This is a genomic window from Microbacterium sp. zg-Y1090 (assembly GCF_030246945.1).
Lineage (GTDB): Bacteria > Actinomycetota > Actinomycetes > Actinomycetales > Microbacteriaceae > Microbacterium > Microbacterium wangruii.
Genome location: NZ_CP126742.1, coordinates 1,839,979 through 1,864,986, shown reverse-complemented (window position 1 = coordinate 1,864,986; position 25,008 = coordinate 1,839,979). Strand labels below are relative to the sequence as shown.

General features: G+C 70.9%; 26 protein-coding genes. 20 read left to right on the top strand and 6 right to left on the bottom strand.

Going from position 1 to position 25,008, the window contains the following annotated elements; all coding sequences use genetic code 11:
- Positions 1–9 precede the first annotated feature (9 nt).
- Genes murA through QNO26_RS08815 form a run of 4 tightly spaced genes read left to right on the top strand, consistent with a single transcriptional unit; the run spans position 10 to position 4,270 of the window.
- Positions 10–1,392 (top strand): UDP-N-acetylglucosamine 1-carboxyvinyltransferase, encoded by a 1,383-nt coding sequence (murA, locus tag QNO26_RS08830; RefSeq protein ID WP_257530429.1) that lies wholly within the window; start codon positions 10–12, stop codon positions 1,390–1,392.
- On the top strand, positions 1,389–2,156 hold the full coding sequence (locus QNO26_RS08825; RefSeq protein ID WP_257530431.1) for a lysophospholipid acyltransferase family protein: 768 nt from the start codon (positions 1,389–1,391) through the stop codon (positions 2,154–2,156). Before murA ends, QNO26_RS08825 begins: the two co-directional genes overlap by 4 nt.
- Positions 2,146–3,273, top strand: coding sequence for an NAD(P)H-dependent glycerol-3-phosphate dehydrogenase (locus QNO26_RS08820; RefSeq protein ID WP_257530433.1), 1,128 nt, complete (start codon positions 2,146–2,148; stop codon positions 3,271–3,273). The genes QNO26_RS08825 and QNO26_RS08820 overlap by 11 nt, the downstream gene beginning before the upstream one ends.
- Entirely contained in the window at positions 3,179–4,270 is a 1,092-nt protein-coding gene (locus QNO26_RS08815) for a D-alanine--D-alanine ligase family protein (RefSeq protein WP_257530435.1), read from the top strand. Before QNO26_RS08820 ends, QNO26_RS08815 begins: the two co-directional genes overlap by 95 nt.
- Here the strand turns inward: QNO26_RS08815 and QNO26_RS08810 are convergent.
- A complete protein-coding gene (locus QNO26_RS08810) occupies positions 4,263–4,739 on the bottom strand; it encodes a DUF3515 family protein (RefSeq protein WP_257530437.1) in 477 nt (158 codons plus the stop codon). The genes QNO26_RS08815 and QNO26_RS08810 overlap by 8 nt on opposite strands.
- A gap of 75 nt (positions 4,740–4,814) precedes the next feature.
- Between QNO26_RS08810 and thiL the strand changes: the two genes are divergently transcribed.
- On the top strand, positions 4,815–5,810 hold the full coding sequence (gene thiL, locus QNO26_RS08805; protein WP_257638459.1) for a thiamine-phosphate kinase: 996 nt from the start codon (positions 4,815–4,817) through the stop codon (positions 5,808–5,810).
- Position 5,811: 1 nt separating this feature from the next.
- Here the strand turns inward: thiL and rsmD are convergent, their stop codons facing one another.
- Both rsmD and QNO26_RS08795 read right to left on the bottom strand, forming a co-directional pair.
- The gene (rsmD, locus tag QNO26_RS08800; protein WP_257530441.1) at positions 5,812–6,375 is read right to left on the bottom strand and encodes a 16S rRNA (guanine(966)-N(2))-methyltransferase RsmD; all 564 of its coding nucleotides are present in this window, start codon (positions 6,373–6,375) and stop codon (positions 5,812–5,814) included.
- Between the two features lie 4 nt (positions 6,376–6,379).
- On the bottom strand, positions 6,380–6,961 hold the full coding sequence (locus tag QNO26_RS08795; protein WP_257530443.1) for a 1-acyl-sn-glycerol-3-phosphate acyltransferase: 582 nt from the start codon (positions 6,959–6,961) through the stop codon (positions 6,380–6,382).
- Positions 6,962–7,032: 71 nt separating this feature from the next.
- Here QNO26_RS08795 and QNO26_RS08790 point away from each other — a divergent pair, with 71 nt between their 5' ends.
- From QNO26_RS08790 to mutM, 6 genes are read left to right on the top strand one after another with little or no spacing between them, the layout of a single operon-like run.
- Complete coding sequence (locus tag QNO26_RS08790) at positions 7,033–9,195, top strand: ATP-dependent DNA helicase RecG (protein ID WP_257530445.1); 2,163 nt, start codon at positions 7,033–7,035, stop codon at positions 9,193–9,195.
- A gap of 42 nt (positions 9,196–9,237) precedes the next feature.
- A complete protein-coding gene (coaD, locus tag QNO26_RS08785; RefSeq protein WP_257530447.1) occupies positions 9,238–9,735 on the top strand; it encodes a pantetheine-phosphate adenylyltransferase in 498 nt (165 codons plus the stop codon).
- A gap of 58 nt (positions 9,736–9,793) precedes the next feature.
- Positions 9,794–10,342, top strand: a complete 549-nt coding sequence (locus tag QNO26_RS08780) for a YceD family protein (protein ID WP_257638511.1) — start codon at positions 9,794–9,796, stop codon at positions 10,340–10,342.
- 2 nt (positions 10,343–10,344) lie between these two features.
- On the top strand, positions 10,345–10,554 hold the full coding sequence (rpmF, locus tag QNO26_RS08775; protein WP_013586329.1) for a 50S ribosomal protein L32: 210 nt from the start codon (positions 10,345–10,347) through the stop codon (positions 10,552–10,554).
- A 19-nt stretch (positions 10,555–10,573) separates the two neighbouring features.
- A complete protein-coding gene (gene rnc / locus QNO26_RS08770) occupies positions 10,574–11,266 on the top strand; it encodes a ribonuclease III (RefSeq protein WP_257530449.1) in 693 nt (230 codons plus the stop codon).
- A complete protein-coding gene (gene mutM, locus QNO26_RS08765) occupies positions 11,259–12,164 on the top strand; it encodes a bifunctional DNA-formamidopyrimidine glycosylase/DNA-(apurinic or apyrimidinic site) lyase (RefSeq protein ID WP_257638458.1) in 906 nt (301 codons plus the stop codon). The genes rnc and mutM overlap by 8 nt, the downstream gene beginning before the upstream one ends.
- Positions 12,165–12,185: 21 nt before the next feature.
- Here the strand turns inward: mutM and QNO26_RS08760 are convergent, their stop codons facing one another.
- On the bottom strand, positions 12,186–13,274 hold the full coding sequence (locus tag QNO26_RS08760) for a GNAT family N-acetyltransferase (protein WP_257530453.1): 1,089 nt from the start codon (positions 13,272–13,274) through the stop codon (positions 12,186–12,188).
- Positions 13,275–13,320: 46 nt separating this feature from the next.
- The gene (locus tag QNO26_RS08755) at positions 13,321–13,569 is read right to left on the bottom strand and encodes a hypothetical protein (protein WP_257530455.1); all 249 of its coding nucleotides are present in this window, start codon (positions 13,567–13,569) and stop codon (positions 13,321–13,323) included.
- Between the two features lie 378 nt (positions 13,570–13,947).
- Here QNO26_RS08755 and smc point away from each other — a divergent pair, with 378 nt between their 5' ends.
- The 5 genes from smc to ffh are packed head-to-tail and all read left to right on the top strand — an operon-like array spanning position 13,948 to position 21,493.
- Positions 13,948–17,454, top strand: a complete 3,507-nt coding sequence (smc, locus tag QNO26_RS08750) for a chromosome segregation protein SMC (RefSeq protein ID WP_257530457.1) — start codon at positions 13,948–13,950, stop codon at positions 17,452–17,454.
- Between the two features lie 9 nt (positions 17,455–17,463).
- Positions 17,464–18,336 carry a signal recognition particle-docking protein FtsY gene (ftsY, locus tag QNO26_RS08745; protein ID WP_257638457.1) on the top strand — a complete coding sequence of 291 codons (873 nt, stop codon included), beginning with the start codon at positions 17,464–17,466 and terminating at the stop codon, positions 18,334–18,336.
- Positions 18,337–18,390: 54 nt separating this feature from the next.
- The gene (locus QNO26_RS08740; RefSeq protein WP_257530462.1) at positions 18,391–18,891 is read left to right on the top strand and encodes a DUF2004 domain-containing protein; all 501 of its coding nucleotides are present in this window, start codon (positions 18,391–18,393) and stop codon (positions 18,889–18,891) included.
- 52 nt (positions 18,892–18,943) lie between these two features.
- Entirely contained in the window at positions 18,944–19,891 is a 948-nt protein-coding gene (locus tag QNO26_RS08735) for a TetR family transcriptional regulator (RefSeq protein ID WP_257638456.1), read from the top strand.
- A 45-nt stretch (positions 19,892–19,936) separates the two neighbouring features.
- Entirely contained in the window at positions 19,937–21,493 is a 1,557-nt protein-coding gene (gene ffh / locus QNO26_RS08730; RefSeq protein WP_257530467.1) for a signal recognition particle protein, read from the top strand.
- A gap of 91 nt (positions 21,494–21,584) precedes the next feature.
- Here ffh and QNO26_RS08725 read toward each other — a convergent pair whose 3' ends face one another.
- Positions 21,585–22,748, bottom strand: a complete 1,164-nt coding sequence (locus tag QNO26_RS08725; protein ID WP_257530468.1) for a glutamate--cysteine ligase — start codon at positions 22,746–22,748, stop codon at positions 21,585–21,587.
- A gap of 180 nt (positions 22,749–22,928) precedes the next feature.
- Here QNO26_RS08725 and rpsP point away from each other — a divergent pair, with 180 nt between their 5' ends.
- The 4 genes from rpsP to trmD are packed head-to-tail and all read left to right on the top strand — an operon-like array spanning position 22,929 to position 25,004.
- A complete protein-coding gene (gene rpsP / locus QNO26_RS08720) occupies positions 22,929–23,354 on the top strand; it encodes a 30S ribosomal protein S16 (protein WP_257530470.1) in 426 nt (141 codons plus the stop codon).
- A 4-nt stretch (positions 23,355–23,358) separates the two neighbouring features.
- Positions 23,359–23,589 carry an RNA-binding protein gene (locus QNO26_RS08715; RefSeq protein ID WP_257530472.1) on the top strand — a complete coding sequence of 77 codons (231 nt, stop codon included), beginning with the start codon at positions 23,359–23,361 and terminating at the stop codon, positions 23,587–23,589.
- A complete protein-coding gene (rimM, locus tag QNO26_RS08710; protein WP_257530474.1) occupies positions 23,582–24,307 on the top strand; it encodes a ribosome maturation factor RimM in 726 nt (241 codons plus the stop codon). The genes QNO26_RS08715 and rimM overlap by 8 nt, the downstream gene beginning before the upstream one ends.
- A 1-nt stretch (position 24,308) precedes the next feature.
- Positions 24,309–25,004, top strand: coding sequence for a tRNA (guanosine(37)-N1)-methyltransferase TrmD (gene trmD, locus QNO26_RS08705; protein ID WP_257530476.1), 696 nt, complete (start codon positions 24,309–24,311; stop codon positions 25,002–25,004).
- Positions 25,005–25,008: the final 4 nt, after the last annotated feature.

Below are 25,008 nucleotides of genomic sequence, written 5' to 3'. Positions count from 1 at the left end.
GTCCACCGCATGAAGTCACTCCGCAGCGAGAACCGGTCGGCGACAGAGGAGTCGGAAGGACAGTTGCAGGCAGTGACCGGCGATACGATCGCCATCCGCGGGGGACGCGCGCTGGTGGGACGCGTCGACGTGACCGGGGCGAAGAACCTCGCCACGAAGGCGATGGTCGCCGCCCTGCTCGGGGAGAGCGTCAGCGTCCTGCGCGACGTGCCGGACATCAGCGATGTGCAGGTCGTGCGCTCGCTCCTCGAGGTGCACGGGGTGCGCGTCGAGGACGGCGAAGAGGCGGGCAGTCTCGTTCTCGACCCGAGTGCGGCGAAGTCCGCGCACTTCGAGGAGATCGACGCGCACGCCGGGTCCTCGCGCATCCCGATCCTCTTCTGCGGGCCGCTGCTGCACCTGCTGGGGCAGGCGTTCATCCCGGACCTCGGCGGATGCCGTATCGGCGACCGTCCCATCAACTTCCACCTCGACGCGCTGCGCCGCTTCGGCGCAGTCGTGGAGAAGCTGCCCAGCGGCATCCGCCTGTCCGCTCCGGACGGACTGCACGGAGCCGACATCGAGCTGCCGTACCCGAGCGTGGGCGCGACCGAGCAGGTGCTGCTGACGGCTGTGCGTGCGAAGGGGACCACCGAGCTGCGCAACGCCGCCATCGAGCCCGAGATCATGGACCTCATCGGCGTACTGCAGAAGATGGGCGCCATCATCTCGTACGAGCCCAACCGGGTCATCTTCATCGAGGGCGTCGACACGCTCACCGGCTACGACCACCGCTGCATCTTCGACCGCAACGAGGCCGCATCGTGGGCGGCGGCCGCCCTGGCCACCGACGGCGACATCTTCGTCGGCGGCGCCCGGCAGCAGGACATGCTGACGTTCCTCAACATCTTCCGCAAGGCCGGCGGCGCGTTCGACATCGGCGAGGAGGGCATCCGCTTCTACCGCGGTGGACCCCTCAAGCCCGTCGTGGTCGAGACCGACGTGCACCCCGGCTTCATGACCGACTGGCAGCAGCCGCTCATCGTGGCGCTCACCCAGGCCGAGGGCACTTCGGTCGTGCACGAGACGGTGTACGAGAACCGGTTCGGGTTCACCGACGCCCTGGTGAAGATGGGCGCCGACATCGTCGTGCACCCCGAGGGGCTGGAAGGCGAGTACCGTCGCGTGCCGCGCCGGGCGCTGGAGCAGGCCGCGGTCATCACCGGTCCGACGCCCCTGCACGGCGCCGAGATCGTGGTGCCCGATCTGCGTGGGGGCTACAGCCACGTCATCGCCGCCCTGACCGCCTCGGGGGAGTCGATCGTGCACAACGTCGGGATCATCCGGCGCGGCTACGAGAACCTCTTCGACAAGCTGCGCGCGCTGGGCGCCGACTTCGACGTCATCGGATGACCGTGGCCCGTACACGTCGCGCATCGCCGGAGAAGACGCGTCCCAGCGTCTTCTGGCCGCTCGCGGGCGTCGTCGTGCCCATCGCGGGGCTGATGGCGCGCATCGAGATCGAGGGAGGCGAGAACCTCCCGATGGAAGGCGCCTACGTCCTCGCCCCGAACCACTACAGCGAGTTCGACCCGGTCGTCGTGGCCGTCGCGACCTGGCGACTGGGCCGCGCGCCGCGCTTCATGGTGAAGGAAGGACTCTTCCGCGTCCCGGTGCTGGGCTGGGCGCTGCGCGCGACCGGTATGGTCCCGGTCTCGCGAGCAGGCTCCGCCAGCACCGCCAAGCAGACGATCGAGACGGCCGAGCGGCTCATCTCCGAGGGCAACGGCGTGATCGTGTACCCGGAGGGGTCGCTCACGCGAGACCCCGACCTGTGGCCCATGCGCGGCAAGACCGGCGCAGTGCGGGTGGCCCTGGCCGGTGGGCTCCCCGTGATCCCGATGGCCACCTGGGGCGTGCAGCGCATCCTGCCGCGGTACGGCAAGCTGAGCCTCTGGCCGCCGCGCAAGCGCGTGCGCATCCTGGTCGGCCCGCCCGTCGACCTCAGCGCCTACGCCGGGCGTGCGACTCAGCACACCGCCCTCGTCGAGGCGACCGACGTCGTGATGTCCGACATCGCCGAGCTCCAGGGGCGCCTGCGCGGGGAGACCCCGCCCGCCGAACGGTGGGATCCGGCGATCCACGGGCAGAAGGAGACAGGTCGCCTTGAGTCGTAGAACGGATGCCGCGCCGCGCGTCGCGGTCATCGGCGCCGGCAGCTGGGGCACCACTTTCGGCAAGATCCTCGCCGACGGCGGCGCCCACGTCGTGATGTGGGCGCGCCGGCCCGAGCTTGCGCATGAGATCGATGAGGCCAAGCGCAACAGCCAGTACCTCCCCGGCATCAACCTGCCCCGCAGCATGTCGGCCACGCACCACCTCGCCGAGGCGCTGGACGGGGCGACGCAGGTCTACCTGTCGATCCCGAGCCAGACGGCGCGCGCGAACCTCAAGGCGCTGCGCCCGCTCGTCGCGGGCACCGACGTGCCGATCGTTTCGCTGATGAAGGGCGTCGAGAAGCGCACGGGCCTGCGGATGAGCCAGGTGATCGAGCAGGAGCTGCGCTGCGACCCGATGCGCATCGCTGTGGCATCCGGCCCCAACCTCGCCCTCGAGATCGCCCGTGAGCAGCCCACGGCCGCCGTCATCTCCTCCATCAGCCGGGAGACCGCCGACGCGGTGGCCCGCCGTGCCCGCAACCGCTATTTCCGCACGTTCGTGAACACCGATGTCATCGGCACCGAGTTCGGCGGCGTGCTGAAGAACCTCATCGCCGTGGCGATCGGCATCGTCGACGGCGTGGGGTACGGCGAGAACACGAAGGCGTCGATCATCACGCGCGGACTGGTCGAGATGACCGACTTCGCGGTGGCGCAGGGGGCGCAGCCCGAGACGCTGCAGGGACTGGCGGGGCTCGGCGACCTCATCGCCACGTGCCAGTCGCCGCTGAGCCGCAACAACACCGCCGGGCGACTGCTCGGCCAGGGGTACAGCTTCCAGGACGTGGTCAGGCAGATGGATCAGACGGCCGAGGGTCTCGGCTCGGTCGCGCCGGTCCTGCAGCTGGCCCGCGAGGCGGGCATCCCGATGCCCATCGTGGAACAGGTGAAGATGGTGCTCGACGGCACGATGCAGCCGCGCGACATCGCCCCCCACCTCACCACCGACGACGATCAGCCCCAGGGCGAGAGGACGCAGCATGGACAAGCCGGCAGTGGCGGTGCTTTTTGGAGGTCGCTCCAGCGAGCACTCGATCAGCTGCGCAACGGCGGGAGGAGTGCTGCGGGCGATTGACCGCGACCGCTTCCGGGTCATTCCGATCGGGATCACGCACGACGGCGCGTTCGTGCTCGAGCACGACGACCCCGACCGCTTCACCCTGACCCACGGCGCCCTGCCCGTGGTCGCCGACAACGGCACCCGCATCCGGTGGCCGGATTCCACGCTGTCCCGCGAGCTGCGGGTGGTGCGCCCGGACGGCACCGAGGAGAGCCTCGGCGACGTCGATGTGGTGTTCCCGATCCTGCACGGCCGCTTCGGCGAGGACGGCACGATCCAGGGGATGCTGGAGCTGCTGGGCCTTCCCTACGTCGGCGGGGGCGTGCTGATGTCCGCGATCGGCATGGACAAGCACGTCACCAAGAGCGTGCTGCAGGCTGCCGGGGTTCCGGTCGTTCCCTGGCGTCACCTGAGCCGCGTCGAGTACGACCGTGACCGTTCCCGGTGGATGCCTCAGGTGCGCTCGCTGGGGCTTCCCGTGTTCGTCAAGCCCAACCGCGCCGGCTCCAGCGTCGGAGTGTCGAAGGTGGAGAGCTGGGACGAGCTCGACACAGCCCTCGAGGTGGCGTTCGCGGAGGATTCCACCGCCCTGATCGAGCAGGCGGTGGTGGGCCGCGAGGTCGAATGCGGCGTGCTGCCCGGGCGCGACGGTGGCCCCGTGCGGGTGAGCGTGCCCGGTGAGATCGTCGTCACCGGTCGCGCGTTCTACGACTTCGAGGCGAAGTACCTCGACGCCGCGGGTGTCGACCTGGTCTGCCCGGCAGAGCTCTACGAGGGCGAGCTCGCCGAGATGCAGCGCGTGGCGGCGCGCGCGTTCGAGGCGCTGGGCGGGGAAGGGCTCGCGCGGGTGGACTTCTTCTACACCGGCACCGAGTTCTTCGTGAACGAGGTGAACACCATGCCCGGGTTCACGCCGATCTCGATGTTCCCACGCTGCTGGATCGCGTCGGGCATGACCTATCCCGAGCTGATCACCGAGCTGATCGAACTGGCGGGCGACCGGGTCAGCTGAGCAGCTCGGCCGTCTCGGTGCACTGCCGCTCACGCGGGAGCGTGTCGACGATGTACGGGGCGAACCGCGAGAGCACTTCGTTCGGCGAGACCTGCTCGTTGTCGACGAACACCTCCACCGCGGGAGTGCGGCCGTACGTCGTGATGCGGTAGCGCGGCGCCTGCGACTCGTCGACGATCCAGTCCACGCCGCCGATGGTGATGCAGCGGGCCTCGGTGGGTCCCGGCGGCGTGACGCCGCAGGTGAGGATGACAGCCGTCGGATCGCCCCACGCGGCGGTCGCCTGCGCGTCGGTCCAGCGCCGGTCGGCGCCGTCGACGGTGGAGGGAAGCCGCACGGTCACCTCCGCGCACAGCGGGTCGTTCGCGTCGGGGGCTGCGGTGAGCGACACGGACGAGGTGCCGCAGCCGGTGAGGAGGAGAAGCCCCAGGACGGCCGTGAGCGCGGCGGAAGGGCGGAGGCGGGACACCCCTCCAGCGTAATCGAGCGCGCGTGCGGGCCCGGCCTCGGGTCACGCCGCCGGAGCGTCCCGTACGGTGGACGGGTGAGCAGTGCACCAGGCGGAACCGTCGGAGACGTGGGGGAGAGCGTGGTGCTGCAGGCGCTGCTGAAGGTGCTCGCCGGCTCGTCGGCGGCAGTCATCGGCCCCGGCGATGATGCCGCGGTGCTCGCCGTTCCCGGCGGCCGCGCGGTCGTGACCACCGACACGCTCGTGCAGGGGCCGGACTTCCGTCTGGCGTGGTCGGGAGGTGTCGATCTCGGCTTCAAGGCGGCCGCAGTGAACCTCGCCGACGTCGCGGCGATGGGCGCGCGCCCGACCGCGCTGTTCGTCGCCCTGGCGATGCCCGCAGACACCACCGTCGACTTCGTGACCGACCTCGCCGCGGGTCTGCGCGAAGCGTGCGACGCGCTCGCGCCCGGGTGCGCCGTCGAGGGCGGCGACCTCACCATCTCGGACACCCTCACCATCGCCGTCACCGCCGTCGGCGTGCTCGACGGGGTGGAGCCGGTGCGCCGGGGCGGCGCCCGCCCGGGCGATGTCGTCGCCCTCGCCGGCCATGCAGGCCTGGCCGCGGCGGGTCTGGCACTGCTCTTCTCCCGCTTCCGCGGCGACGCGGGCGCTGCGCTGCCGGTGGACAGAAGCGCGCTCACGGCGGGGGAACTCCTCGCCCTCGACGCGCAGCTGCGCCCGCACCCGCCGATCGCGCTCGGCCCGCAGGCCGCCGCCGCGGGTGCGACGGCGATGATGGACGTCTCCGACGGACTGGCTCTGGACGCGCGGCGGCTGGCCGCGGCATCCGGGGTCACCCTGGTGCTGTCATCCGCCGCGCTCGGCCCGGATCCCGTCGCAGCGCTGGAGGGCGGCGAAGACCATGCGCTGTTGGCGACCTTCCCGCCCGGGGCGCCCCTTCCCGACGGCTTCCGCGTCATCGGCGGTGTCGTGCAGGCGGGCGCGGCGGCGGTGCAGCTCGACGGTGCGCCGTACGACGCGCCCGGCGGGTGGGACCCCTATCGCGACTGGGATCGTCAGGCGGGCTGAGTCAGGCGGTGGTCGCCCACCACAGCGTGGTGTCGCCGTAGCGCTTGTCCCGTGTGGCGACGAGCCCGTCGGGGAGCGTGGGCTGCGGTGAGCGGCGCGCCCGCTCCACCACGACGGTCGCGTCGGGGGCCAGCAGCGGAACCAGCAGGGCGAGGGTCTGCGTGAGCTCCGCCTCGCCCACGTCGTACGGCGGGTCGAGGAACACCAGGTCGAAGGGCACGCCGCCGGTGCGCAGGAACGCGTCGGCCGAGGAGCGGTGCACCCGCCAGGCGGCAGACGACGCGCGCACGGCCTTCGCCACCGCGACGGCGTTGCGCTGGGCGGTCGCCGCCGCGCGCGGCGACTTCTCGACGAGGTCCACCGAGCCCGCGCCGCGACTGAGCGCCTCCAGTCCCAGCGCCCCGGAACCGGCGTACAGGTCCAGCACACGGGCATCGCGCACGAGATCGGCGGCTTCGAGCGAGCTGAACAGCGCCTCGCGCACGCGGTCGCTGGTCGGGCGGGTGCCCGCGTCGGGGACCACGAGCGTCAGCGAGCCGGCGGCACCGGCGATGATGCGAGTCACACGCTCACGCTACCGTCGTCGACGACTCATCCCGCAGTCGGGGTTCGGTGCGCAGATGAGGGCGCAGGCCGGACTTGTCGGCGTAGAAGGCGCGAATGCGGTCCATGTCGGCGCGGACGTCGCCGGTGAGCTCCACCGTGATGCCGAGACCCGCGGTCATGGTGGTGCGGTCGACGTAGCCGAGGGTCACCGGCAGGCCGGCTTCGCGGGCGATCCGGTAGAACCCGGACTTCCAGTGGTTTCCTGCCCCGCGCGTGCCCTCCGGAGTGACGACGAGGCCGAAGACCTCGCCCGCCTGCACGCGCGCGACGACGTCCGCGACGAGGCCGGCGGGGTTGTCGCGGTCGACGGGGATGCCGCCGAGCCGGCGCATGATCGGACCGCGCCAGCCGCGGAACAGGCTGTCTTTGCCCAGCCAGCGCACCGGGATGCCCAGGCGCCACGCGATGGCGAGCATGATGACGAAGTCCCAGTTGGAGGTGTGCGGGGCGCCGATGAGCACGCCGGGACGCTCCGGCGCCGGTGCGGTGTCCAGGCGCCAACGGCTGAGGGCCCAGTAGATGCGGGCGAGTGTGCGTCGGGTCACCGTTCCACGATACGGCGGCGCCGCCTCCACGAACGCCGGGCGTGTCCGCCGTGCCGCCTAGAATCTCCCTCATGGTGTCGCTCGAGACGCGTCTGCGCGCCGCGGTCGGCGACAAGACCGCTGGTGCGCTCGAGCGCGCGTTCGGGATGCAGACCGTCGGCGACCTGCTGGTCCACTACCCGCGCCGCTACGCCAAGCGCGGCGAGCTGACCCCGATCGACTCGCTGCCGCTGGGGGAGCAGGTCACGATCGTCGCCGAGGTGCGCTCCGCCACCGAGCGGCGCATGCGCAACCGCCGAGGCTCGATCCTCGAGGTGGTCATCAGCGACGGCCAGGGCGCCCTGACCCTGACGTTCTTCAACCAGGCCTGGCGTCTGAACGAGCTCACCCCGGGGCGCCGGGGGATCTTCTCCGGCAAGGTGGGCATCTACCGGGGTGCGCAGCAGTTCGCCCACCCCGACTACCAGCTGTTCGAGGACGAAGCGGTCGCCCGCGTGACCGCGCAGACCCGCTCGACCGAGCCGGTGCCCATCTACCCCGCGACGGGCACCGTTGCGAGCTGGCAGGTGAAGAAGACCGTCGACACCGTGCTCGACATGCTCGACGAGGTGCCCGACCCGCTTCCGGAGGAGTTCCGGATCGCCCGCGACCTGCTCGACGCCCGCACCGCGCTGGAGCGCATCCACTGCCCGGAGACCTTCGAGCAGATCGGCCAGGCCCAGGAGACGCTGCGCACCCATGAGGCGTTCGTGCTGCAGGCGGCCCTCCTGCAGCAGCGCGCAGAGGTGCGGGCGCTGGCGGCGACATCGCGCCCCGCCGCCGCCGACGGCCTGCTGGCGCAGTTCGACGCCGCGCTCCCGTTCGCGCTGACGGACGACCAGGTGACGGTGGGGGAGCGCGTCGCCGCCGACCTCGAAGGCGCGTGGCCGATGAACCGGCTGGTGCAGGGCGAAGTGGGCTCGGGCAAGACCCTGGTGGCGCTGCGGGCCATGCTGCAGGTCGCCGAGACCGGCGGTCAGGCCGCCCTCATCGCACCCACCGAGGTGCTCGCGGCGCAGCACCTGCGTTCCATCGCACGCATGCTCGGACCCCGCCTGGCGCCGGAGCTGATGCCCACGCTCCTCACCGGCCAGATGCCCGCCGCCGAGCGCCGCAAGGCCGCGCTGCGCGCCGCGTCCGGTCAGGCGCGCATCATCGTGGGCACGCACGCGCTGCTGAGCGCATCGACCACCTTCGCCGACCTCGGACTCGTCGTCGTCGATGAGCAGCACCGCTTCGGCGTGGAGCAGCGCGAGACGCTGCGGGCCAAGGGCACGGCGCCGCACGTGCTCGTGCTCACCGCAACCCCGATCCCGCGCACGGTGGCCATGACCGTCTTCGGCGACCTCGACGTCTCCACGATCCGCACCATGCCGGCCGGTCGCGCCGGCGTCTCCACTTTCGTCGCACCGCTGGCGGAGAAGCCCGGCTGGTTCGCCAGGGTCTGGGAGCGCATCGCCGAGGAAGTCGCGCTCGGGCGTCAGGCGTTCGTCGTGTGCGCCGCCATCGACGCGGAGGCCGCCGTCAAGGACGACACCGCCGACGAGCCCGTGGCGGAGGCCGACGGCGCACCCGAGCGCACCCGGTGGGGAGTCGTGCAGGTGCAGGAGCTGCTGGCCGGGCATCCCGCTTTCGCGGACCTGCGGGTGTCGATCCTGCACGGGCGCATGCCGGGAGACGAGAAGGACGCCGTCATGCAGGCCTTCGCGCGCGGCGAGATCGACGTGCTGGTGGCCACGACGGTCATCGAGGTGGGGGTGGACGTGCCCAACGCCTCGACGATGGTGATCCTCGAAGCCGATCGGTTCGGCGTCTCGCAGCTGCATCAGCTGCGCGGGCGCGTCGGCCGAGGCGGGGTGCCGGGCCTGTGCCTGCTCGTGACCGAGGCGCCTGCCGGCACTCCGGCGCGTGAGCGTGTGGAGGCCGTGGCCGCGACGACCGACGGATTCGAACTCGCCGAGGTCGACCTCGAGCTGCGCGGCGAGGGCGATGTGCTGGGCGACCTGCAGTCGGGGGCGCGCTCGTCGCTGCGCCTGCTGCGCGTGGTGACCGACGCCGACCTCATCGCGGTCGCCCGCCAGGAGGCCGAGAAGGTGCTGTCGGCGGATCCCCAGCTCCAGGCGCACCCCGGCCTGGCCGCCGCGATCGAGCGCCGTCTGGGGCAGCAGGAGCGCGCGGCCCTCGCCAAGAGCTGACCGGCGTACGGAGCGGCTTCCGAGCGGCGATACGCTGGATCCATGAACCCTCGGATCGCCGTTGTTCCCGGTTCCTTCGACCCTCCCACCCTCGGTCACCTCGACGTGATCCGGCGAGCCGCCGCGCTGTACGACCAACTGCACGTGCTCGTGGTGCACAACCCGGGCAAAGAAGCCATGCTCCCCATCGCGCAGCGCCTCAGCCTGCTTGAGCAGTCCATCGCCGAGGCCGAGATTCCCGGCGACGTCGTGGTGGCCAGCTGGAGCATGGGACTGCTCGTGGACTATGCGACCGATGTGGGCGCCGGAGTGCTGGTGAAGGGCATCCGCTCGCAGGTCGACGTCGCCTACGAGACGCCGATGGCCATCGTGAACCGCCACCTGGCGCGGATCGAGACCGTCTTCCTCCTGCCCGACCCGGCGCACGCCCTCGTCTCCAGCTCGCTGGTGCGCCAGGTGGCCGCGCTCGGCGGAGACGTGGCCCCCTTCGTCCCCGGACCGGTCGCGCGGTTCCTCGACACGGGGGCCCGCGACATCTGACCGGTCGCGCCTGCCGCCCGTCACGCGGGTACGATTGACGACCGTGGTGAAAAAGCATGTGAGCGGCCCCTTCGTGTTCCCCGCGCGCGACATCGTGCGCCGACCGGGGGAGATGCGCGAGTTCGTCGTCGATGCACCCGCACCGCAGCGATGGGGCGAGTCCCTCGTCGCCGTCGAGAAGGGCGAGAACGTCCACCTGGACGTGCGCCTGGAGTCCGTCCACGAGGGCATCCTCGTCACCGGCACAGCCGACACCACCTATCGCGGCGTGTGCGGCCGGTGCCTCCGAGACATCGCTCAGCCGGTCGAAGTCGAGTTTCAGGAGCTCTTCGGTTATCCTGGGGAGGAAGCGATTGATTTCGAGCTCCAGGGCGACGATGTCGACACGGAGGATCTGATCAGGGACGCAATCGTCCTGTCGCTTCCGTTCCAGCCGGTGTGTCAGCCGGACTGCCCCGGGCTCGACCCGATCACGGGTGAGAGGCTGACTGCGGAAGCGTCGCATGAGCCTCGCGAACCCGTCGATCCGCGCTGGGCCGCCCTGAGGACCTTTACCCACGACGACGCGGCGGATGACCGCGGCGCCGAGACCACAGAAGAGAGCTAGCCATGGCAGGCAACCCCCCGAAGCGCAAGGTTTCGCGTTCCAACACCCGCTCGCGCCGTGCGCAGTGGAAGGCCGAGGCCCCCGCGCTGGTCAAGACCATCGAGAACGGCAAGGTCGTCTACAGCCGTCCCCACCAGGCCAAGGTCGTCACCGACTCGCAGGGCACCGAGCTGTTCCTGGAGTACAAGGGCCGCAAGGTCGCCGACGTCTGATCCGCGATCGGCGGATGACGTGACGGACGTCACCAGCGAGCGGGCAACGCTCGTCGACAAGCTCGGGGTCGAGATCGACCCCGAGCTTCTGTCGCTTGCACTGACCCACCGCTCGTACGCGTACGAGGCCGGCGGCATCCCGCACAACGAGCGCCTCGAGTTCCTGGGCGACTCCGTGCTGGGACAGGCCGTCACCGTGCGGCTGTTCACCGCGCACCCCGAGCTCGACGAGGGATCCCTCGCCAAGCGGCGGGCGAGCGTGGTGTCGACGGTGGCTCTGGCGGAAGTCGCCCGCGGCATCGGCCTCGGCGATCATCTCCTGCTGGGCCGGGGCGAGCAGCAGACCGGCGGTCGCGACAAGGACTCGATCCTCGCCGACACCATGGAAGCCGTGATCGGCGCCACCTACATCTCCGCCGGACCCGAAGCGGCGACGGACCTCGTGCTGCGCCTGGTCGAGCCGCTGCTGCAGGACCCCGATCGCTACGGCGCCGCGATGGATCCGAAGACCAGTCTTCAGGAGCTCGCCGCGCGCAACTCCTTCGATCCGCCGGTGTACGCCATCGAGGCGTCCGGTCCCGATCACGACCGCGTCTTCACGGCGACCGTCACCGTGGGAGACCTCAGCGCGACCGGGTCCGGCACCAGCAAGAAGCAGGCGGAGATGGCGGCCGCGCTCACGGCGTGGCGCGAGCTCAGCGCCCGTGCCTGAGCTTCCAGAAGTCGAGGTGGTCCGCGCGGGCCTGGCTCCCGCGGTGACCGGTGCACGGATCACCGGGGTCACCGTCGCCGACGACCGTGCACTCACCCGCCACCGCGGCGATGCCGCCTCGTTCGAAGCCGCCCTGCTCGGACGCCGCATCGTCACGGCGGCCCGTCGGGGCAAGTTCCTCTGGCTTCCGCTAGAGGGTGATGCCGATGCGATGATCGCCCATCTCGGCATGAGCGGGCAGCTGCTGCTGCGCGAACCCGGCGCGCCCCACGAACGGCACGAGCGCATCCGTCTCGATATCGCCCACCCCACGCACGGCGACCTGGCCGTGGTCTTGGCCGACCAGCGCACGTTCGGATCCCTCGCCGTCGACCCGCTGATCCCCACCCCGGACGGCGCGCCCGGCGGGTGGGGGACGGATGCCGCCAAGGTGCCGACCCAGGTGGCGCACATCGCGCGCGATCCACTGGACCCGGCTTTCGACGACGCGGCGCTGCGACGCACGCTCGCCCGCAAGGCGTCTGCGGTCAAACGGGTGCTGCTGGACCAGACCGTGCTCAGCGGCGTCGGCAACATCTACGCCGACGAGGCACTGTGGGCGGCGCGGGTGCACCCCGAGACGCCCGCGACGGCGCTGTCATCGCGCACGGCGAACCGCCTGCTGCACGAGATCCGTTTCGTGCTCGAGAAGGCGCTGGCCGAGGGGGGCACGAGCTTCGACGCCCAGTACGTCAACGTCAACGGCCAGGCGGGGTACTTCGCGCACTCGCTCAACGCCTACGGTCGCACGGGGCAGCCGTGCCCGCGGTGCGGTGCGGCGATCGTGCGGGTGTCGTTCACCAACCGCTCGAGCCACTTCTGCCCGCGCTGCCAGAAGCCGCCGCGGCCGCGGAGCTGAGTCCGCGGCCGCGGGGCGGCATCACTCCTGCAGCGTCTTCTTCCAGGCGCCTTCGTAGGAGATCGGCACGAAGCCGATCGCCTCGTTGATGTCGAGCATCGGACGGTTCTCCTCGGCGTTGTAGGTCATCACCCGCGGGGACCGCGGGTGGAGACCCCGCCACGACAGCAGCCCTGCGCACTTCACGAGCATGCCGAGCCGGTGCCCCCGGTGCTCCTTCAGCACGAGGGTGTCCTCCTGATGCGACGCGGCGGTGGGGTCCTGACCGATGACCAGTTCGTTGAACGCGCACAGCTCGCCGGTCGCGATGTGCTGCGCGGCGGTCACCTGCAGGGCGCGGCCGCCGTCGAGGTAGCGACGGTCGTGGCGCTCCACGCGCGCGGCATCCCACGTCTCCTCATCGAACTCCAACGCGCCCGCGGGGACATCCGTGGACATCCGCGACTTCATCCAGGCGTAGCCCTCGACGAACTCCGGCGGTGTCGGAGCGTGCCACTGCACCACGCGGTAGTCCTTCGCCGCGGCCTGCGCCTCGGCGTGGAGCTGCTCGACGCGGTCCAGTGGCCTCGTCAGATCCAGGGCGCTCGCGCGCTCGACCTGCTCGAGGGTGTAGCCGTGGCGCAGGAAGAACCGTGCGATGTGATCGAGCGGCACCTCTCCGAACCCGGTGGGCGGTGCGAGCACCTCGCCCTCCCCGGTCGCAGGCTGCTCGGCCCATGCCTGCAGCACGGTGCGCCCGTGCTCGCGGGCGGTGCGCTCGACAAGCTCATAGGCGTGCGATCCGATGCCGCGCCCCCACGCCTCGCGCAGCAGCTCGATCAGCCAGTACGCGGTGCGTGAGCCCCGTTCGCGGGGCAGGTCGACGCCGACGCGGCCAACCAGAGCACCGTCGGCCTCGACGAGCCACATGAAGCGCTCCTCGTCCTCGGTGTCCTGGAAGTTGGGCAGCAGCTCCGGCGCGGTGATCGAGTGATCCGCGTGTCCGGAGATCTGCTCGTACACGCGGTTGCGCACGTCGACCATGGCGGCGAAGTCTGCGGCATCCGCGGCGTGCATCGACGCCGGCACGGTGAGGGGCCGCAGCCGCACATCGGCGAGAAGGGTGCTCATGGGGTGATCCGATCCGGTCCGTCGTGACGGGCCTGAGAAGAGAGGTTCAACGGGAGGAGGTGACGTGGCTCAGCAGCAGCCACGCGCGTTCGCGCTCAGCGGCGGCGAGCAGACGCTCGCGTCGGACGAGGTCGTGGAAGGTGGGCTTCGACCGTCGGGGCCGGGTGCTCCACAGCAGCAGCGCCAGCGCCACGCGCATGGCGACGCGGTCCGGCAGCGAGGGTTGCGACTGGCGATCTGTCGTTCGTACGGTGTCCAGCGCGCGGGCGGCACGCGAGACGGTGAGGGTGTTCATGGTTTCTCCGAGAGAGGTGGCCGCGGCAACGGCGGAATCGTGCCGGGCACGAGGGATGGGAGTGGCGGCCCTGCAGATGGGGCGGCCGAGGAGTGCACAAAGATCTGCCGAAGGGCAGAGTCGTCGCAGGCTCAGGTCAGGCGGCGGCCGGCGTGCTGCCGGCGGAGCCGGCTCCGAAGGAGACGGCGGTTCCCATGGGGCAGCGCAGCGACGCGGGCGCGGTGAACGCGGGGGTCAAAGCTGGGTTGCTGATGTAAAACACGTGGGAACCTCCTCTCAACTTCTGACGCGATCAAGGAACTTAGCGCGTGCCGGTGCGCACGTCAAGACCGGGTCACAGTAGCGTGGGCGGGGTAACCCGTGACGGAGGGCGTGCCCATGCACCTGAAGAGCCTGACGCTCAAAGGGTTCAAGTCGTTCGCCCAGCCGACGACGTTCGCCCTCGAACCCGGGGTCACCTGCATCGTCGGCCCCAACGGGTCGGGGAAGTCCAACGTCGTCGACGCCCTCGCGTGGGTGATGGGGGAGCAGGGCGCGAAGACCCTGCGCGGCGGCAAGATGGAAGACGTCATCTTCGCCGGCACCGCCACGCGTGGTCCGCTCGGCCGCGCCGAGGTGCAGCTGACCATCGACAACTCCGACGGGGCCCTGCCGATCGAGTACAGCGAAGTGACGATCAGCCGCACCCTCTTCCGCAACGGCACGAGCGAGTACGCCATCAACGGCCAGAGCTGCCGCCTGCTGGACGTGCAGGAGCTGCTCAGCGATTCCGGCCTGGGGCGGGAGATGCACGTCATCGTCGGGCAGGGCCGTCTCGACACCGTGCTGCAGGCCTCGCCCGAGGAACGGCGCGGCTTCATCGAGGAGGCCGCCGGCATCCTCAAGCACCGCCGGCGCAAAGAGAAGACCCTGCGCAAGCTCGCCGCGATGGAGGCGAACCTCACCCGGCTGTCGGATCTCGCCGGTGAACTGCGCCGCCAGCTGAAGCCGCTCGGCAAGCAGGCCGAGATCGCCCGCGAAGCCGCGACCATCGCCGCGGTCGTGCGCGACGCGAAGGCGCGCCTGTTCGCGGACGACCTGGTCACCCTGCGCACGCAGCTGGCCGACCACGCCCGCAGCGAGCAGGAGCGCCACTCCGAGCGTCTCGTGCTGCAGGACCAGGCCGAGCAGGTGCGTGCCCGCATCGAGAAGCTGGAGGCCGAGCAGCGCTCCGAGTCCGTCGACCGCGCGCGCCGCACCGCCTTCGCGCTCGAGCAGGTGCAGGAGCGCCTGCGCGGACTGTATTCGCTGACCGGTCAACGACTGGCGCTCCTCTCGAGCGACGAGGAGCCGCTGTTCGACCGCACAACGGTCTCGCAGACGACCATCGACGATGCCCGTGCCGAGATCGACGAGGTCGCCGCAGGGCTGGGCGCGGCGCAGGATGCCGCAGCGGCCGCGGGGCGCGACGTGATCCGCGCCCGCGCCGAACTCGACGCCCTCGACGCCGACATCTCCGCGCAGAGCGCGCTGGTATCCGAGCACGACATGCGGTTGACCAAGCTGCGGGGAGCCGCCGATGCCGCGCGTTCCGGTCTGGCAGCCGGCCGCGCCGCCGTGGAGCGCCAGCAGAAAGCCCTCGACGCAGCGCTGGCCCGCCGCGCGGAGGCGGCGCAGGCCCTCGAGGGCGTGAACCCCCATCTGGTTCCCGAGGGTTCGTCGGCGGAGTACGCCGGCCTGTATGAACGCGCCCAGCGCGACGCGCACGATGCGGAGACCGCTGTCGCCGGCATTCGCGAACGTCTCCACGCCGCCGAGCGGGAAGTGGAGGCGCTGACCGCGCAGACGGCTGCCCTCGGTCGTGCCCTGGATGTGCGCAACGCCGCGGCGGAGCTGATCATGCGCGGGGGAGAGGGCATCGTCGGCCTCGTCGGCGACGCGGTCAAGGTGACCGCGGGGTACGAGGCGGCCATCGCCGCTGCGCTGGGGGCGCTGGCCGAAGGCGTACTGACGACCAGCGCCGGTGACGCGTACGCCGTCGCGCGCGTCGCGCGGGAATCCGACCTCGGCACGGTCGACATCGCGATCGCCGAGGTGGATGCCGAGACCACCCCCGTCTCCCTGCCCGGCACGGTCGCCGCCGCCGAGGTGGTCACCGCACCCGCGGGGGTGCTCGGCCTCCTCGCCTCCGCGGTCATCGTCGACGATCTCGACGCCGCCGCGGCTCTGCCGTCGATCCCCGCCGGGGTCACCGTCGTGACGCGGTCCGGTGAAGTCGTCACCGCCCACACAGTGCGCGCCGGCAGCGGCGGCGGTCGCTCGCGACTGGAACTCGCGGCCGAGCGAGACGCCGCCGTCGACCGGCTCAGCGAAATCGTGGTGGTCGCCGATTCGCTGCGCGACGCCCTGCACGATGCGAAGAGCGAACTGGAGGCGGCGCGTCATCGCACCAAGACCGCGCTCGAGACGCTGCGCGCTCACGACGCGGCCCTGGCCGCCCATTCCGAGCAGGTGAACCGTGCCACGGTGCGGCTCGAGGCCGCCGTGGCCGAGTGCGAGCGGCTCGAGGCGGGTCTGCGCCCGGCGCAGTCGGCCGTGGCCGAAGCCGAGGTGCGGGTGCGCACGGCCGAGGAAGCGCTGCAGCAGGCGCTCGAGACGCCGCGGCCGATCCTCGACGCCTCGGCGCGCGAGGAGATGCTCGCCGCACTGGAGCACGCGCGGGAGGCGGAGATGCGCGCGCGCCTGGACGTGGAGACGCTCCGCGAGCGCATCCGGGCGGGGGAGCAGCAGGTGGTCCAGCTGGAGCGCCAGCGCGAGCGCGAGCGGGCGGCGGCGGAAGAGACCGCGCGGCGCACCGTGATCCGCCGGGCGCAGCGTGCCGTCGCCGCCGAGGTCGCCGCTCAGCTGCCGCCGCTGCTGGACTCCGTCGACCGCTCGGTGTCGCAGGCCCGCGTGGAGCTGGCCGCCGCCGAGTCGGCGCGCACGGCCGTCACCGCCGAACTCGCTGACCTGCGCGCGCAGGAGGCCACCGTGCGCGAACGGCTCGCGGGGCTGACCGAGAGCGTGCACGGTCTCGAACTGCAGATCCACGAGAAGCGCCTGCACGTCACGAGCCTGCTTGAGCGGGTGTCATCAGAACTCGGACTCGACGAGAACATTCTCATTTCGGAATACGGCCCGGATCAGCCCGTTCCGGCGCCGACGGCCGACGATGACGCGCGCGTCGAGGCGTACGACCGCGCCGCGCAGCGCCGCCGTCTGCAGGACGCCGAGCGCAAGCTCGGACAGCTGGGGCGCGTGAACCCGCTGGCGCTGGAGGAGTACGCCGCGCTCGAGCAGCGCCACCGGTTCCTCACCGAGCAGCTCGCCGACCTCTCCCAGACCCGGGCCGATCTGATGACCATCATCGATGAGCTCGACGAGCGGATGCAGACGATCTTCCTCGCCGCGTTCGAGGACACCCGCACCGCGTTCGGCGAGGTGTTCCCCATCCTCTTCCCCGGCGGGACGGGCAACATCGCCCTCACCGATCCGGAGCACCCGCTCACCACCGGGATCGAGGTGACCGTTCGGCCGGTGGGCAAGAAGATCGAACGGCTGTCGCTGCTGTCCGGCGGGGAGCGCTCGCTCGCAGCCGTGGCGCTGCTGACCGCAATCTTCAAGGCCCGTCCCAGCCCGTTCTACATCCTCGACGAAGTGGAGGCGGCGCTGGACGACGCCAACCTCGGCCGCCTGCTGGGCGTGTTCGAGCAGCTGCGCGAATCCAGCCAGCTCATCGTCATCACCCACCAGAAGCGCACGATGGAGATCGCCGACGCGCTCTACGGCGTGTCGATGCGCCAGGACGGCGTCTCCGCGGTGGTCGGGCAGCGCGTGCGGGACAGGGAGAGCGCGCAGTCGGCCTAGGCTGGAGCCATGGCGGAGAACTCCTGGTCGCTCGCCCGCGCCCTGCGCGGCATGTTCGTCAAGCCCACGATCGATGAGAACACGTGGGAGGACCTCGAGACCGCGCTGCTGACCGCCGACTTCGGTCCCGACATCACCGAGCGCATCGTCGAGGAGCTGCAGGAGAAGGTCGAGCGCTACCGCACGACGGATCCGCGCGACCTGCAGCGCATGCTGAAGGAGACGCTCGAGGAGCACTTCGCGAAGTTCGACACGACGCTGCGGCTGACCGAGCGTCCCGCCGTGGTTCTGGTCGTCGGCGTGAACGGCGTGGGAAAGACCACCACGATCGGCAAGTTCGCCAAGTTCCTGCAGCGCTACGGTCGCAGCGTCGTCGTCGGAGCAGCCGACACCTTCCGCGCCGCCGCCGTCGACCAGCTGGCCACGTGGGCCGAGCGCGGGGGAGCGGCGATCGTGCGCCCGCAGCAGGAGGGTCAGGACCCGGCCTCCGTCGCGTTCCAGACCATCGAGTACGCCAAGCGCACCGGCACCGAGATCGTGCTGGTGGACACCGCCGGACGCCTGCACACCAAGGGCGGACTGATGGATGAGCTCACCAAGATCCGCCGCGTTATCGAGAAGCAGGCGCCGATCAGCGAGGTGCTGCTGGTGCTGGATGCCACCACCGGCCAGAACGGTGTCATGCAGGCGGAGGCCTTCCTGCAGCATGCCGGGGTCACCGGCCTCGTGCTGACCAAGCTCGACGGGTCCGCCAAGGGCGGATTCGTCCTCGCGGTGCAGGAGCGCACCGGCATCCCCGTCAAGCTCCTCGGGCAGGGCGAGGGCATCAACGACCTCACCGGTTTCACCCCGCACGTCTTCGCCGCTTCGCTGGTCGACTGACGGGCATGGGTCGCCGCACTATCGCCACACCGGCGGGACTGGTTTCATAGACACATGGCCATCGAGCACGACTACTTCGGACTCCTGGAGACCGGCCCCGACGGGTCGATCTTCTGGTCCGAGAACGTGGAGTTCGCCGACCAGGTCGTGACGGTGGATCTCACCGCGCCCGATCAGGACGACGTGTCGACGGCTGCCCTCGACATCGCCGCGGCCATGATCACGGCGCTCGAGAGCATCGACCTCACCTCCCGCAACGCGATGGTCACCGAGCTCGACGATCGCACCAGCGAGGTGACGGAGTACATCCTGCAGCAGCAGGACCGTCTGGGCGAGGACATCGAGGAGTACCTCGTCGACATCTCCGGCGACGTCCACGTCGACGTCATCCGGTCGCTGCAGCTGATGAGCATGACGATCCTGGCCGACGAGCACGGCGGCAGCGATCCGTTCGCCGTGCTGGAGTACGCGCTCGATCCGGATGCCACCGACGACGTGCTGCTGGTGAACCTCGCATCCGACGGTCACGTGCAGTCGGTCACCAGCGCCGAATAGCCCAGGCGGCACCGCGTGCGCGACGGCGCGGAGAGATCCGTACGCTGAGCATATGAACCGGGTGGGTAGACCCAGAGCCTCCTCGCGCCACACTCTCGCCGAGGCGGCATGCGAGCTGTTCCTGGAGCAGGGTTACGACGCCACGTCGGTCGCCGACATCACCAGGCGCGCCGGCGTGAGCAGGTCGAGCTTCTTCAACTACTTCGCCTCGAAGGCGGACGTGCTCTGGTCGGGGCTGGACGAACGACTGGATGCCGCGACGGCAGCGCTCGGCGCGGGTGCGGCGGTGCGCGAGACGCTGGCCGCGATCGGCGACGACTTCGCTCCCGATCACCTCGCGCTGGCGATCATCCACGAAGCCGCGATGGGGCTGGCTGCCGAGCTGCACCGTGAGCGCGCCGTGCGTCAGCTGCGCCTGGGAACGGCCGTGACGGGCAGGCTGGTCGGCGACGGCCGGGCGCCCCTGCAGGCCGAGGTGACCGGAAGCGCCTACGCGGGCGCGGTCTTCGCGGCTGTCTGGGCGTGGGCGGGCGACGGGCCGGGGGGAGCGGCGCTCGCGCCGCTGCTGGAATCAGCGCTGTCGGCGGTGCCCGACGCGGCGGGCCCGGTGCGGCAGCTGCGACTCGTGGTGCGGGCCGAACGGTTCGACGAGGCGCTGGAGTTCTACCGGGATGCCCTCGGAATGCCGCAGGCGGCGGCCTACGAAGCGGAGGGCGGTGCGCGCGTGGCGATCCTCGACGCCGGCCGCGCCACGCTGGAGCTGGCCAACCCGGCGCAGGTGGGGTACATCGACGCCGTCGAGACCGACGGCGATGCCCCCAGTGACCCGCTGCGGATCGGACTCGAAGTCGGCGACGCCGACGCCGCGGCATCCGCGCTCGTCCGTGCCGGCGCGCAGCTGCAGGCATCCGCCCGCGTGACGCCGTGGCGCTCGGTCAACGCGCGGCTGCGCGCACCCGCCGGACTGCAGCTGACCCTCTTCCAGGAGCCGACCGCCTAGCAGGGTCGGCGGGTGGGTCGCGCGTCCGCGTAGAATCGGGGAATCATGGCTACCTTCGGCACGCTCTCAGATCGTCTCACAGAGACCTTCCGCAACCTCCGCACCAAAGGCAAGCTCACCGCCGCCGATGTCGACGGCACCGTCCGCGAGATCCGCCGGGCGCTGCTGGATGCCGACGTCGCGCTGCCCGTGGTCAAGGAGTTCACCGCCAAGGTGCGTGAGCGGGCGCTCGGCGACGAGGTCAATCGCGCGCTGAATCCGGCGCAGCAGGTCGTGCAGATCGTCAACGAGGAGCTCGTCGCGATCCTCGGCGGGCAGCAGCGTCGCCTGCAGTTCGCGAAGAACCCGCCGACGGTCATCATGCTCGCGGGGCTCCAGGGCTCCGGTAAGACGACGTTCGCCGGCAAGCTGGCGAAGCAGCTCGAGAAGGACGGCCACACGCCGCTGCTGGTGGCCGCCGATCTCCAGCGCCCCAACGCCGTGAACCAGCTGCAGGTCGTGGCGAAGCAGGCCGGTGCCGCCATCTACGCGCCCGAACCGGGCAACGGCGTCGGCAACCCCGTGCAGGTCGCCCGGGACGGCGTGGAGACCGCCCGCCGCCAGCAGCACGACGTGGTCATCATCGACACCGCCGGACGGCTGGGCGTCGATGCCGAGCTGATGAAGCAGGCCTCCGACATCCGCAAGGCGACCGACCCCGACGAGGTGCTGTTCGTCATCGACGCGATGATCGGTCAGGACGCCGTCAACACGGCCAAGGCCTTCCAGGAGGGTGTCGACTTCACGGGTGTCGTGCTGTCGAAGCTCGACGGCGACGCGCGTGGTGGTGCCGCGCTGTCGGTCGCATCGGTCACCGGCCGCCCGATCATCTACGCGTCGACCGGTGAGGGTCTGGACGACCTCGAGGCCTTCCACCCCGACCGCATGGCCAGCCGCATCCTCGACCTCGGTGACATCCTCACCCTGATCGAGCAGGCGCAGCAGGCGTTCGACGAGGAAGAGGCCCAGAAGGTCGCGCAGAAGCTCGCGACCGAGACCTTCACCCTCGAAGACTTCCTCGAGCAGATGCAGCAGCTCAAGAAGATGGGCTCGATGAAGAAGATGCTCGGGATGCTCCCGGGCATGGGGCAGATGAAGCAACAGCTCGACGACTTCGACGAGCGCGAGATCGACCGCACCGAGGCCATCATCCGCTCGATGACCCCCGCTGAGCGACGCAACCCCAAGCTGCTCAACGGCTCCCGCCGCCTGCGCATCGCGCGGGGTTCGGGCATGACGGTCACCGACGTCAACCAGCTCGTGCAGCGCTTCGAGCAGGCCGCGAAGATGATGAAGACCGTCGCGCGCGGCGGTGTCCCCAACATCCCCGGCATGGGCGCGGTCGGCGGCAAGCCCGGCGCATCGAGCAAGCGCGGGAACAAGGCCGCGAAGAAGCGCAACGTCCCTCGCTCGGGCAACCCCGCCAAGCGTGCCGCCGAGGCCGCGGGCCTGGCGGCGGCCGCCCCGGCCGCGTCGGGATCGGGCTTCGGCCTGGGCGCGCCGCAGACCCCGCCCACCGAGGCGGAGCTCGCCGAGATCCAGAAGCTGTTCGGCAAGGCCTGATCGCTCGAACGCGACCGGCGGCATCCGCTCGGCTCGGCGCGCCGGCGTACCCCCGCCCCGCCGTCGGCGGCGGTGTCCGGGGGAGGTCGCGTCAGGTGCGCAGCTGGCGCAGGTGCTCGCGCAGGGTCGGACCGTTGCGGAACTCCCGGATGAGGTGCTGCACGACCTCGCGCAGGTCGCCATCGGCCGCCTCGGCCACCGTCAGCTGCCGGGCATAGCTCGCTCCGCCGGCGAGGATCGTGTCGACTTCGGCGAACTCCCGCGCGCATTTCAGCTCGACGGCGATGTCGGCGAGGCGGTCCAGCGTCTCGCGCAGGTGCTCGGCGACGGGCGCCTGGGTGCCCTCGCGGTCGACGATCAGACGAGCGTCCAAGCCGTACCGGGCCGCGCGCCACTTGTTCTCGCGCACGAACCACGGCTGCAGGATGGGCAGCTCGCGCCCGGCATCCAGCTCCCGGGAGAAGTGCTCCACCAGCACCTGCACCAGCGCGGCGACGGCGGCGAGCTCCGGCAGGGTCGACATGCCGTCGCAGGCGCGCACCTCTACGGTTCCCCAGCGCGGCGCCGGGCGCACGTCCCAGCGCACCTCGGTGGCATCCGCCATGACGCCCGTGGCGACCATGTCGTCGAGGTAGGCCTCGTACTCCGCCCAGTTCTGCAGGGGCCAGGGGAGGCCCGCGGTCGGCAGCTGCTGGAAGACCAGCGCGCGGTTGGAGGCGTAGCCGGTGGATTCGCCTGCCCAGAAGGGGCTCGACGCCGACAGCGCCTGCAGGTGCGGCAGGTAGGTCGCGAGGGCGTTGACGATCGGCAGCACCTTGTCGACGTGGTCGACGCCGACGTGCACGTGGATGCCCCAGATCATCATGTTGCGCCCCCACCACTGCGTGCGCTCGATGAGCGTGTTGTAGCGGGTCTTGTCCGTCACGCCCTGGTCGTACCACTGCGCGAAGGGGTGGCTGCCCGCGCACAGCAGCTCCAGTCCGAGGGGGTCGGTGACGCTGCGCACCGCCGCGATGGCGTCGGCGATGTCGTCGACGGCGGCGGCGACCGTGCTGCCGATGCCGCTGGTCACTTCGAGGGTGTTGGTCAGCAGCTCGCCCGTCACCGTGAAGCGCTCATGGGCTGTCGACTCCTCGAGGGCGGCGATCACCTCCGGGGCGCGGGGGACGAGGTCGCCGGTCTCGCCGTCGGCGAGCATCAGCTCCCATTCCAGTCCCACGGACGAGCGGGCGGATGTCGCGAAGGGCACCGTCATGCGCACAGTCTGGCACGCACAGGAGGGTGGTTCGCGGCATGGCCCGGCATCTGGCAAAATAGAAGGTCGGACCGTGTGCTCGACCCTCTATCCAGCCCACGATCCACCCTCAGAGCTTTTGCCGGGTGTGCACCCCACGCTCCAGGCGACGTTCATCCTTCCGACACATTCAGGAGAATTGTGGCTGTCAAGATCCGTCTCAAGCGGCTCGGCAAGATCCGTGCCCCGTACTACCGCATCGTCGTCGCCGACTCGCGCACCAAGCGTGACGGTCGCGTCATCGAGGAGATCGGCAAGTACCACCCGACCGAGGAGCCCTCGTTCATCGAGGTCGACTCCGAGCGCGCGCAGTACTGGCTCTCCGTGGGCGCCCAGCCCACCGAGCAGGTCGCCGCGATCCTCAAGCTGACCGGCGACTGGGGCACCTTCAAGGGCGACAAGAACGCCGTTTCGACCGTGAAGACGGCCGAGCCGAAGGCGCCGTTCGAGATCGACGCCGCGAAGAAGTCCGTCGTCAAGCCGAAGGCGGAGAAGAAGGCCGACGCGCCTGCCGCCGACGCCGCGTCCGACGAGTCGGCTGAGGCCGCCTCGACCGACGCAGAGTAATCCGTTGCTGGCCGCCGCGCTCGAGCACGTCGTCAAGGGGATCGTCGATCACCCGGACGACGTGAAGATCCATTCCTCCACCTCGCCCCGTGGTGATGTGCTGGAGGTGCGCGTGCACCCGGATGACCGGGGGCGCGTCATCGGGCGCGGCGGACGCACGGCCAAAGCGCTGCGCACCGTCGTGTCGGCACTGGCCGACGGGCGCCGCGTGCGGGTAGACGTCGCGGATGACTGACGTGTCCGCTGCGAAGACCCCGCGTGCCCAGCTGCGGGTCGGGCGCCTGGTCAAGGCGCACGGCCTCAAGGGTGCGCTGAAGCTGGAGCTGTACACCGACGACCCGGACCGGCGCTTCGTCCCCGGCGCGCAGTTCACGCTGCAGGTGCCCGAGACGTCGCCCTGGCATGGCAAGACCGTCACCGTGCGTGAGTTCCGGTGGATGAACTCCCACCCCGTGGTGTTCTTCGACGATGTCGAGGACCGCGAGGGTGCGGAGACCCTCGTGCGGGCCATCCTCTGGATCGACCAGGACGACACCGACGAGGCTCCCGAGCCCGACGCCTGGTACGACCATCAGCTCGTCGGCCTCGACGTCGTCCGCGACGGCCAGGTCTTCGGTCGCGTGGTCCGCGTGGACCACCTCCCCGCGCAGGACCTGCTGATCGTGCGTCCCACGGGCTCCGACGACGCCGAGATCCTCGTCCCCTTCGTCAAGGCGATCGTCCCCGAGGTCGACCTCGCTGCCGGCCGCGTCATCGTCACGCCGCCGGCCGGACTGCTCGAGGACCTGCCCGCCGAACCCGAGGCGCAGCCCGAGCCCGCCGACGCGGATACCGTCGCTGAGGCGGATGCCGCCGATGTCGACGCCGCCGCAGATGCCGCCGGCGCTGCGCCGGTCGCCGACATCGCCGCGCCCGAGGCGGACGCTCCTGAGGCGCCGCGCTCCGAGGGCTGACGTGCGCATCGACGTCGTCACGATCTTCCCGGCGTTCTTCGACGTGCTCGAGGTCTCCCTTCTGGGGAAGGCCCGCGGCGCGGGACTGCTCGACGTGCGCGTGCACGACCTGCGCGAGCACACGCACGACCGTCACCGCACCGTCGACGACACACCCTACGGGGGCGGCGCCGGCATGGTCATGAAGCCCGAGCCGTGGGGCGAGGCGCTCGATGCCATCGCCGCCGAGGCCGCCGAAGCCGGCATCCGTCCCGTCTTCGTCTTCCCCTCGCCCGCCGGCGAGCGGTTCACGCAGGCCACCGCCCGCGAATTCGCGCAGCAGCCGCAGCTGGTGTTCGGGTGCGGACGCTACGAGGGCATCGACGAGCGGGTGTTCGACTACGCGGCGACCCTCGGCGAGGTGCGGCTGGTGAGCCTGGGCGACTACGTGCTCAACGGCGGCGAGGTCGCCGCGATGGCCATGATCGAGGCCATCGGCCGGCTCATCCCCGGCGTCGTGGGCAACCCCGAGAGCCTCGTGGAGGAATCCCACGAGGACGGGCTGCTGGAGTACCCGTCGTACACCAAGCCCTCTGAATGGCGCGGGCGCACCGTCCCGCCGATCCTGCTCAGCGGCAACCACGGCGCCATCGCCGCCTGGCGGCACGAGCAGCAGGTTGAGCGCACGCGCGAACGGCGCCCGGACCTGCTCGCCTGACGGG

Bases quoted from the DNA above. Each gene is read 5' to 3' on its own strand.
- murA (WP_257530429.1), top strand. From the start codon at position 10: ATGAAGTCACTCCGCAGCGAGAACCGGTCGGCGACAGAGGAGTCGGAA.
- QNO26_RS08825 (WP_257530431.1), top strand. From the start codon at position 1,389: ATGACCGTGGCCCGTACACGTCGCGCATCGCCGGAGAAGACGCGTCCC.
- QNO26_RS08815 (WP_257530435.1), top strand. From the start codon at position 3,179: ATGGACAAGCCGGCAGTGGCGGTGCTTTTTGGAGGTCGCTCCAGCGAG.
- QNO26_RS08790 (WP_257530445.1), top strand. From the start codon at position 7,033: ATGGTGTCGCTCGAGACGCGTCTGCGCGCCGCGGTCGGCGACAAGACC.
- coaD (WP_257530447.1), top strand. From the start codon at position 9,238: ATGAACCCTCGGATCGCCGTTGTTCCCGGTTCCTTCGACCCTCCCACC.
- rpmF (WP_013586329.1), top strand. From the start codon at position 10,345: ATGGCAGGCAACCCCCCGAAGCGCAAGGTTTCGCGTTCCAACACCCGC.
- QNO26_RS08760 (WP_257530453.1), bottom strand. From the start codon at position 13,274: ATGAGCACCCTTCTCGCCGATGTGCGGCTGCGGCCCCTCACCGTGCCG.
- QNO26_RS08755 (WP_257530455.1), bottom strand. From the start codon at position 13,569: ATGAACACCCTCACCGTCTCGCGTGCCGCCCGCGCGCTGGACACCGTA.
- smc (WP_257530457.1), top strand. From the start codon at position 13,948: ATGCACCTGAAGAGCCTGACGCTCAAAGGGTTCAAGTCGTTCGCCCAG.
- ftsY (WP_257638457.1), top strand. From the start codon at position 17,464: ATGGCGGAGAACTCCTGGTCGCTCGCCCGCGCCCTGCGCGGCATGTTC.
- QNO26_RS08740 (WP_257530462.1), top strand. From the start codon at position 18,391: ATGGCCATCGAGCACGACTACTTCGGACTCCTGGAGACCGGCCCCGAC.
- QNO26_RS08735 (WP_257638456.1), top strand. From the start codon at position 18,944: ATGAACCGGGTGGGTAGACCCAGAGCCTCCTCGCGCCACACTCTCGCC.
- ffh (WP_257530467.1), top strand. From the start codon at position 19,937: ATGGCTACCTTCGGCACGCTCTCAGATCGTCTCACAGAGACCTTCCGC.
- QNO26_RS08725 (WP_257530468.1), bottom strand. From the start codon at position 22,748: ATGACGGTGCCCTTCGCGACATCCGCCCGCTCGTCCGTGGGACTGGAA.
- rimM (WP_257530474.1), top strand. From the start codon at position 23,582: ATGACTGACGTGTCCGCTGCGAAGACCCCGCGTGCCCAGCTGCGGGTC.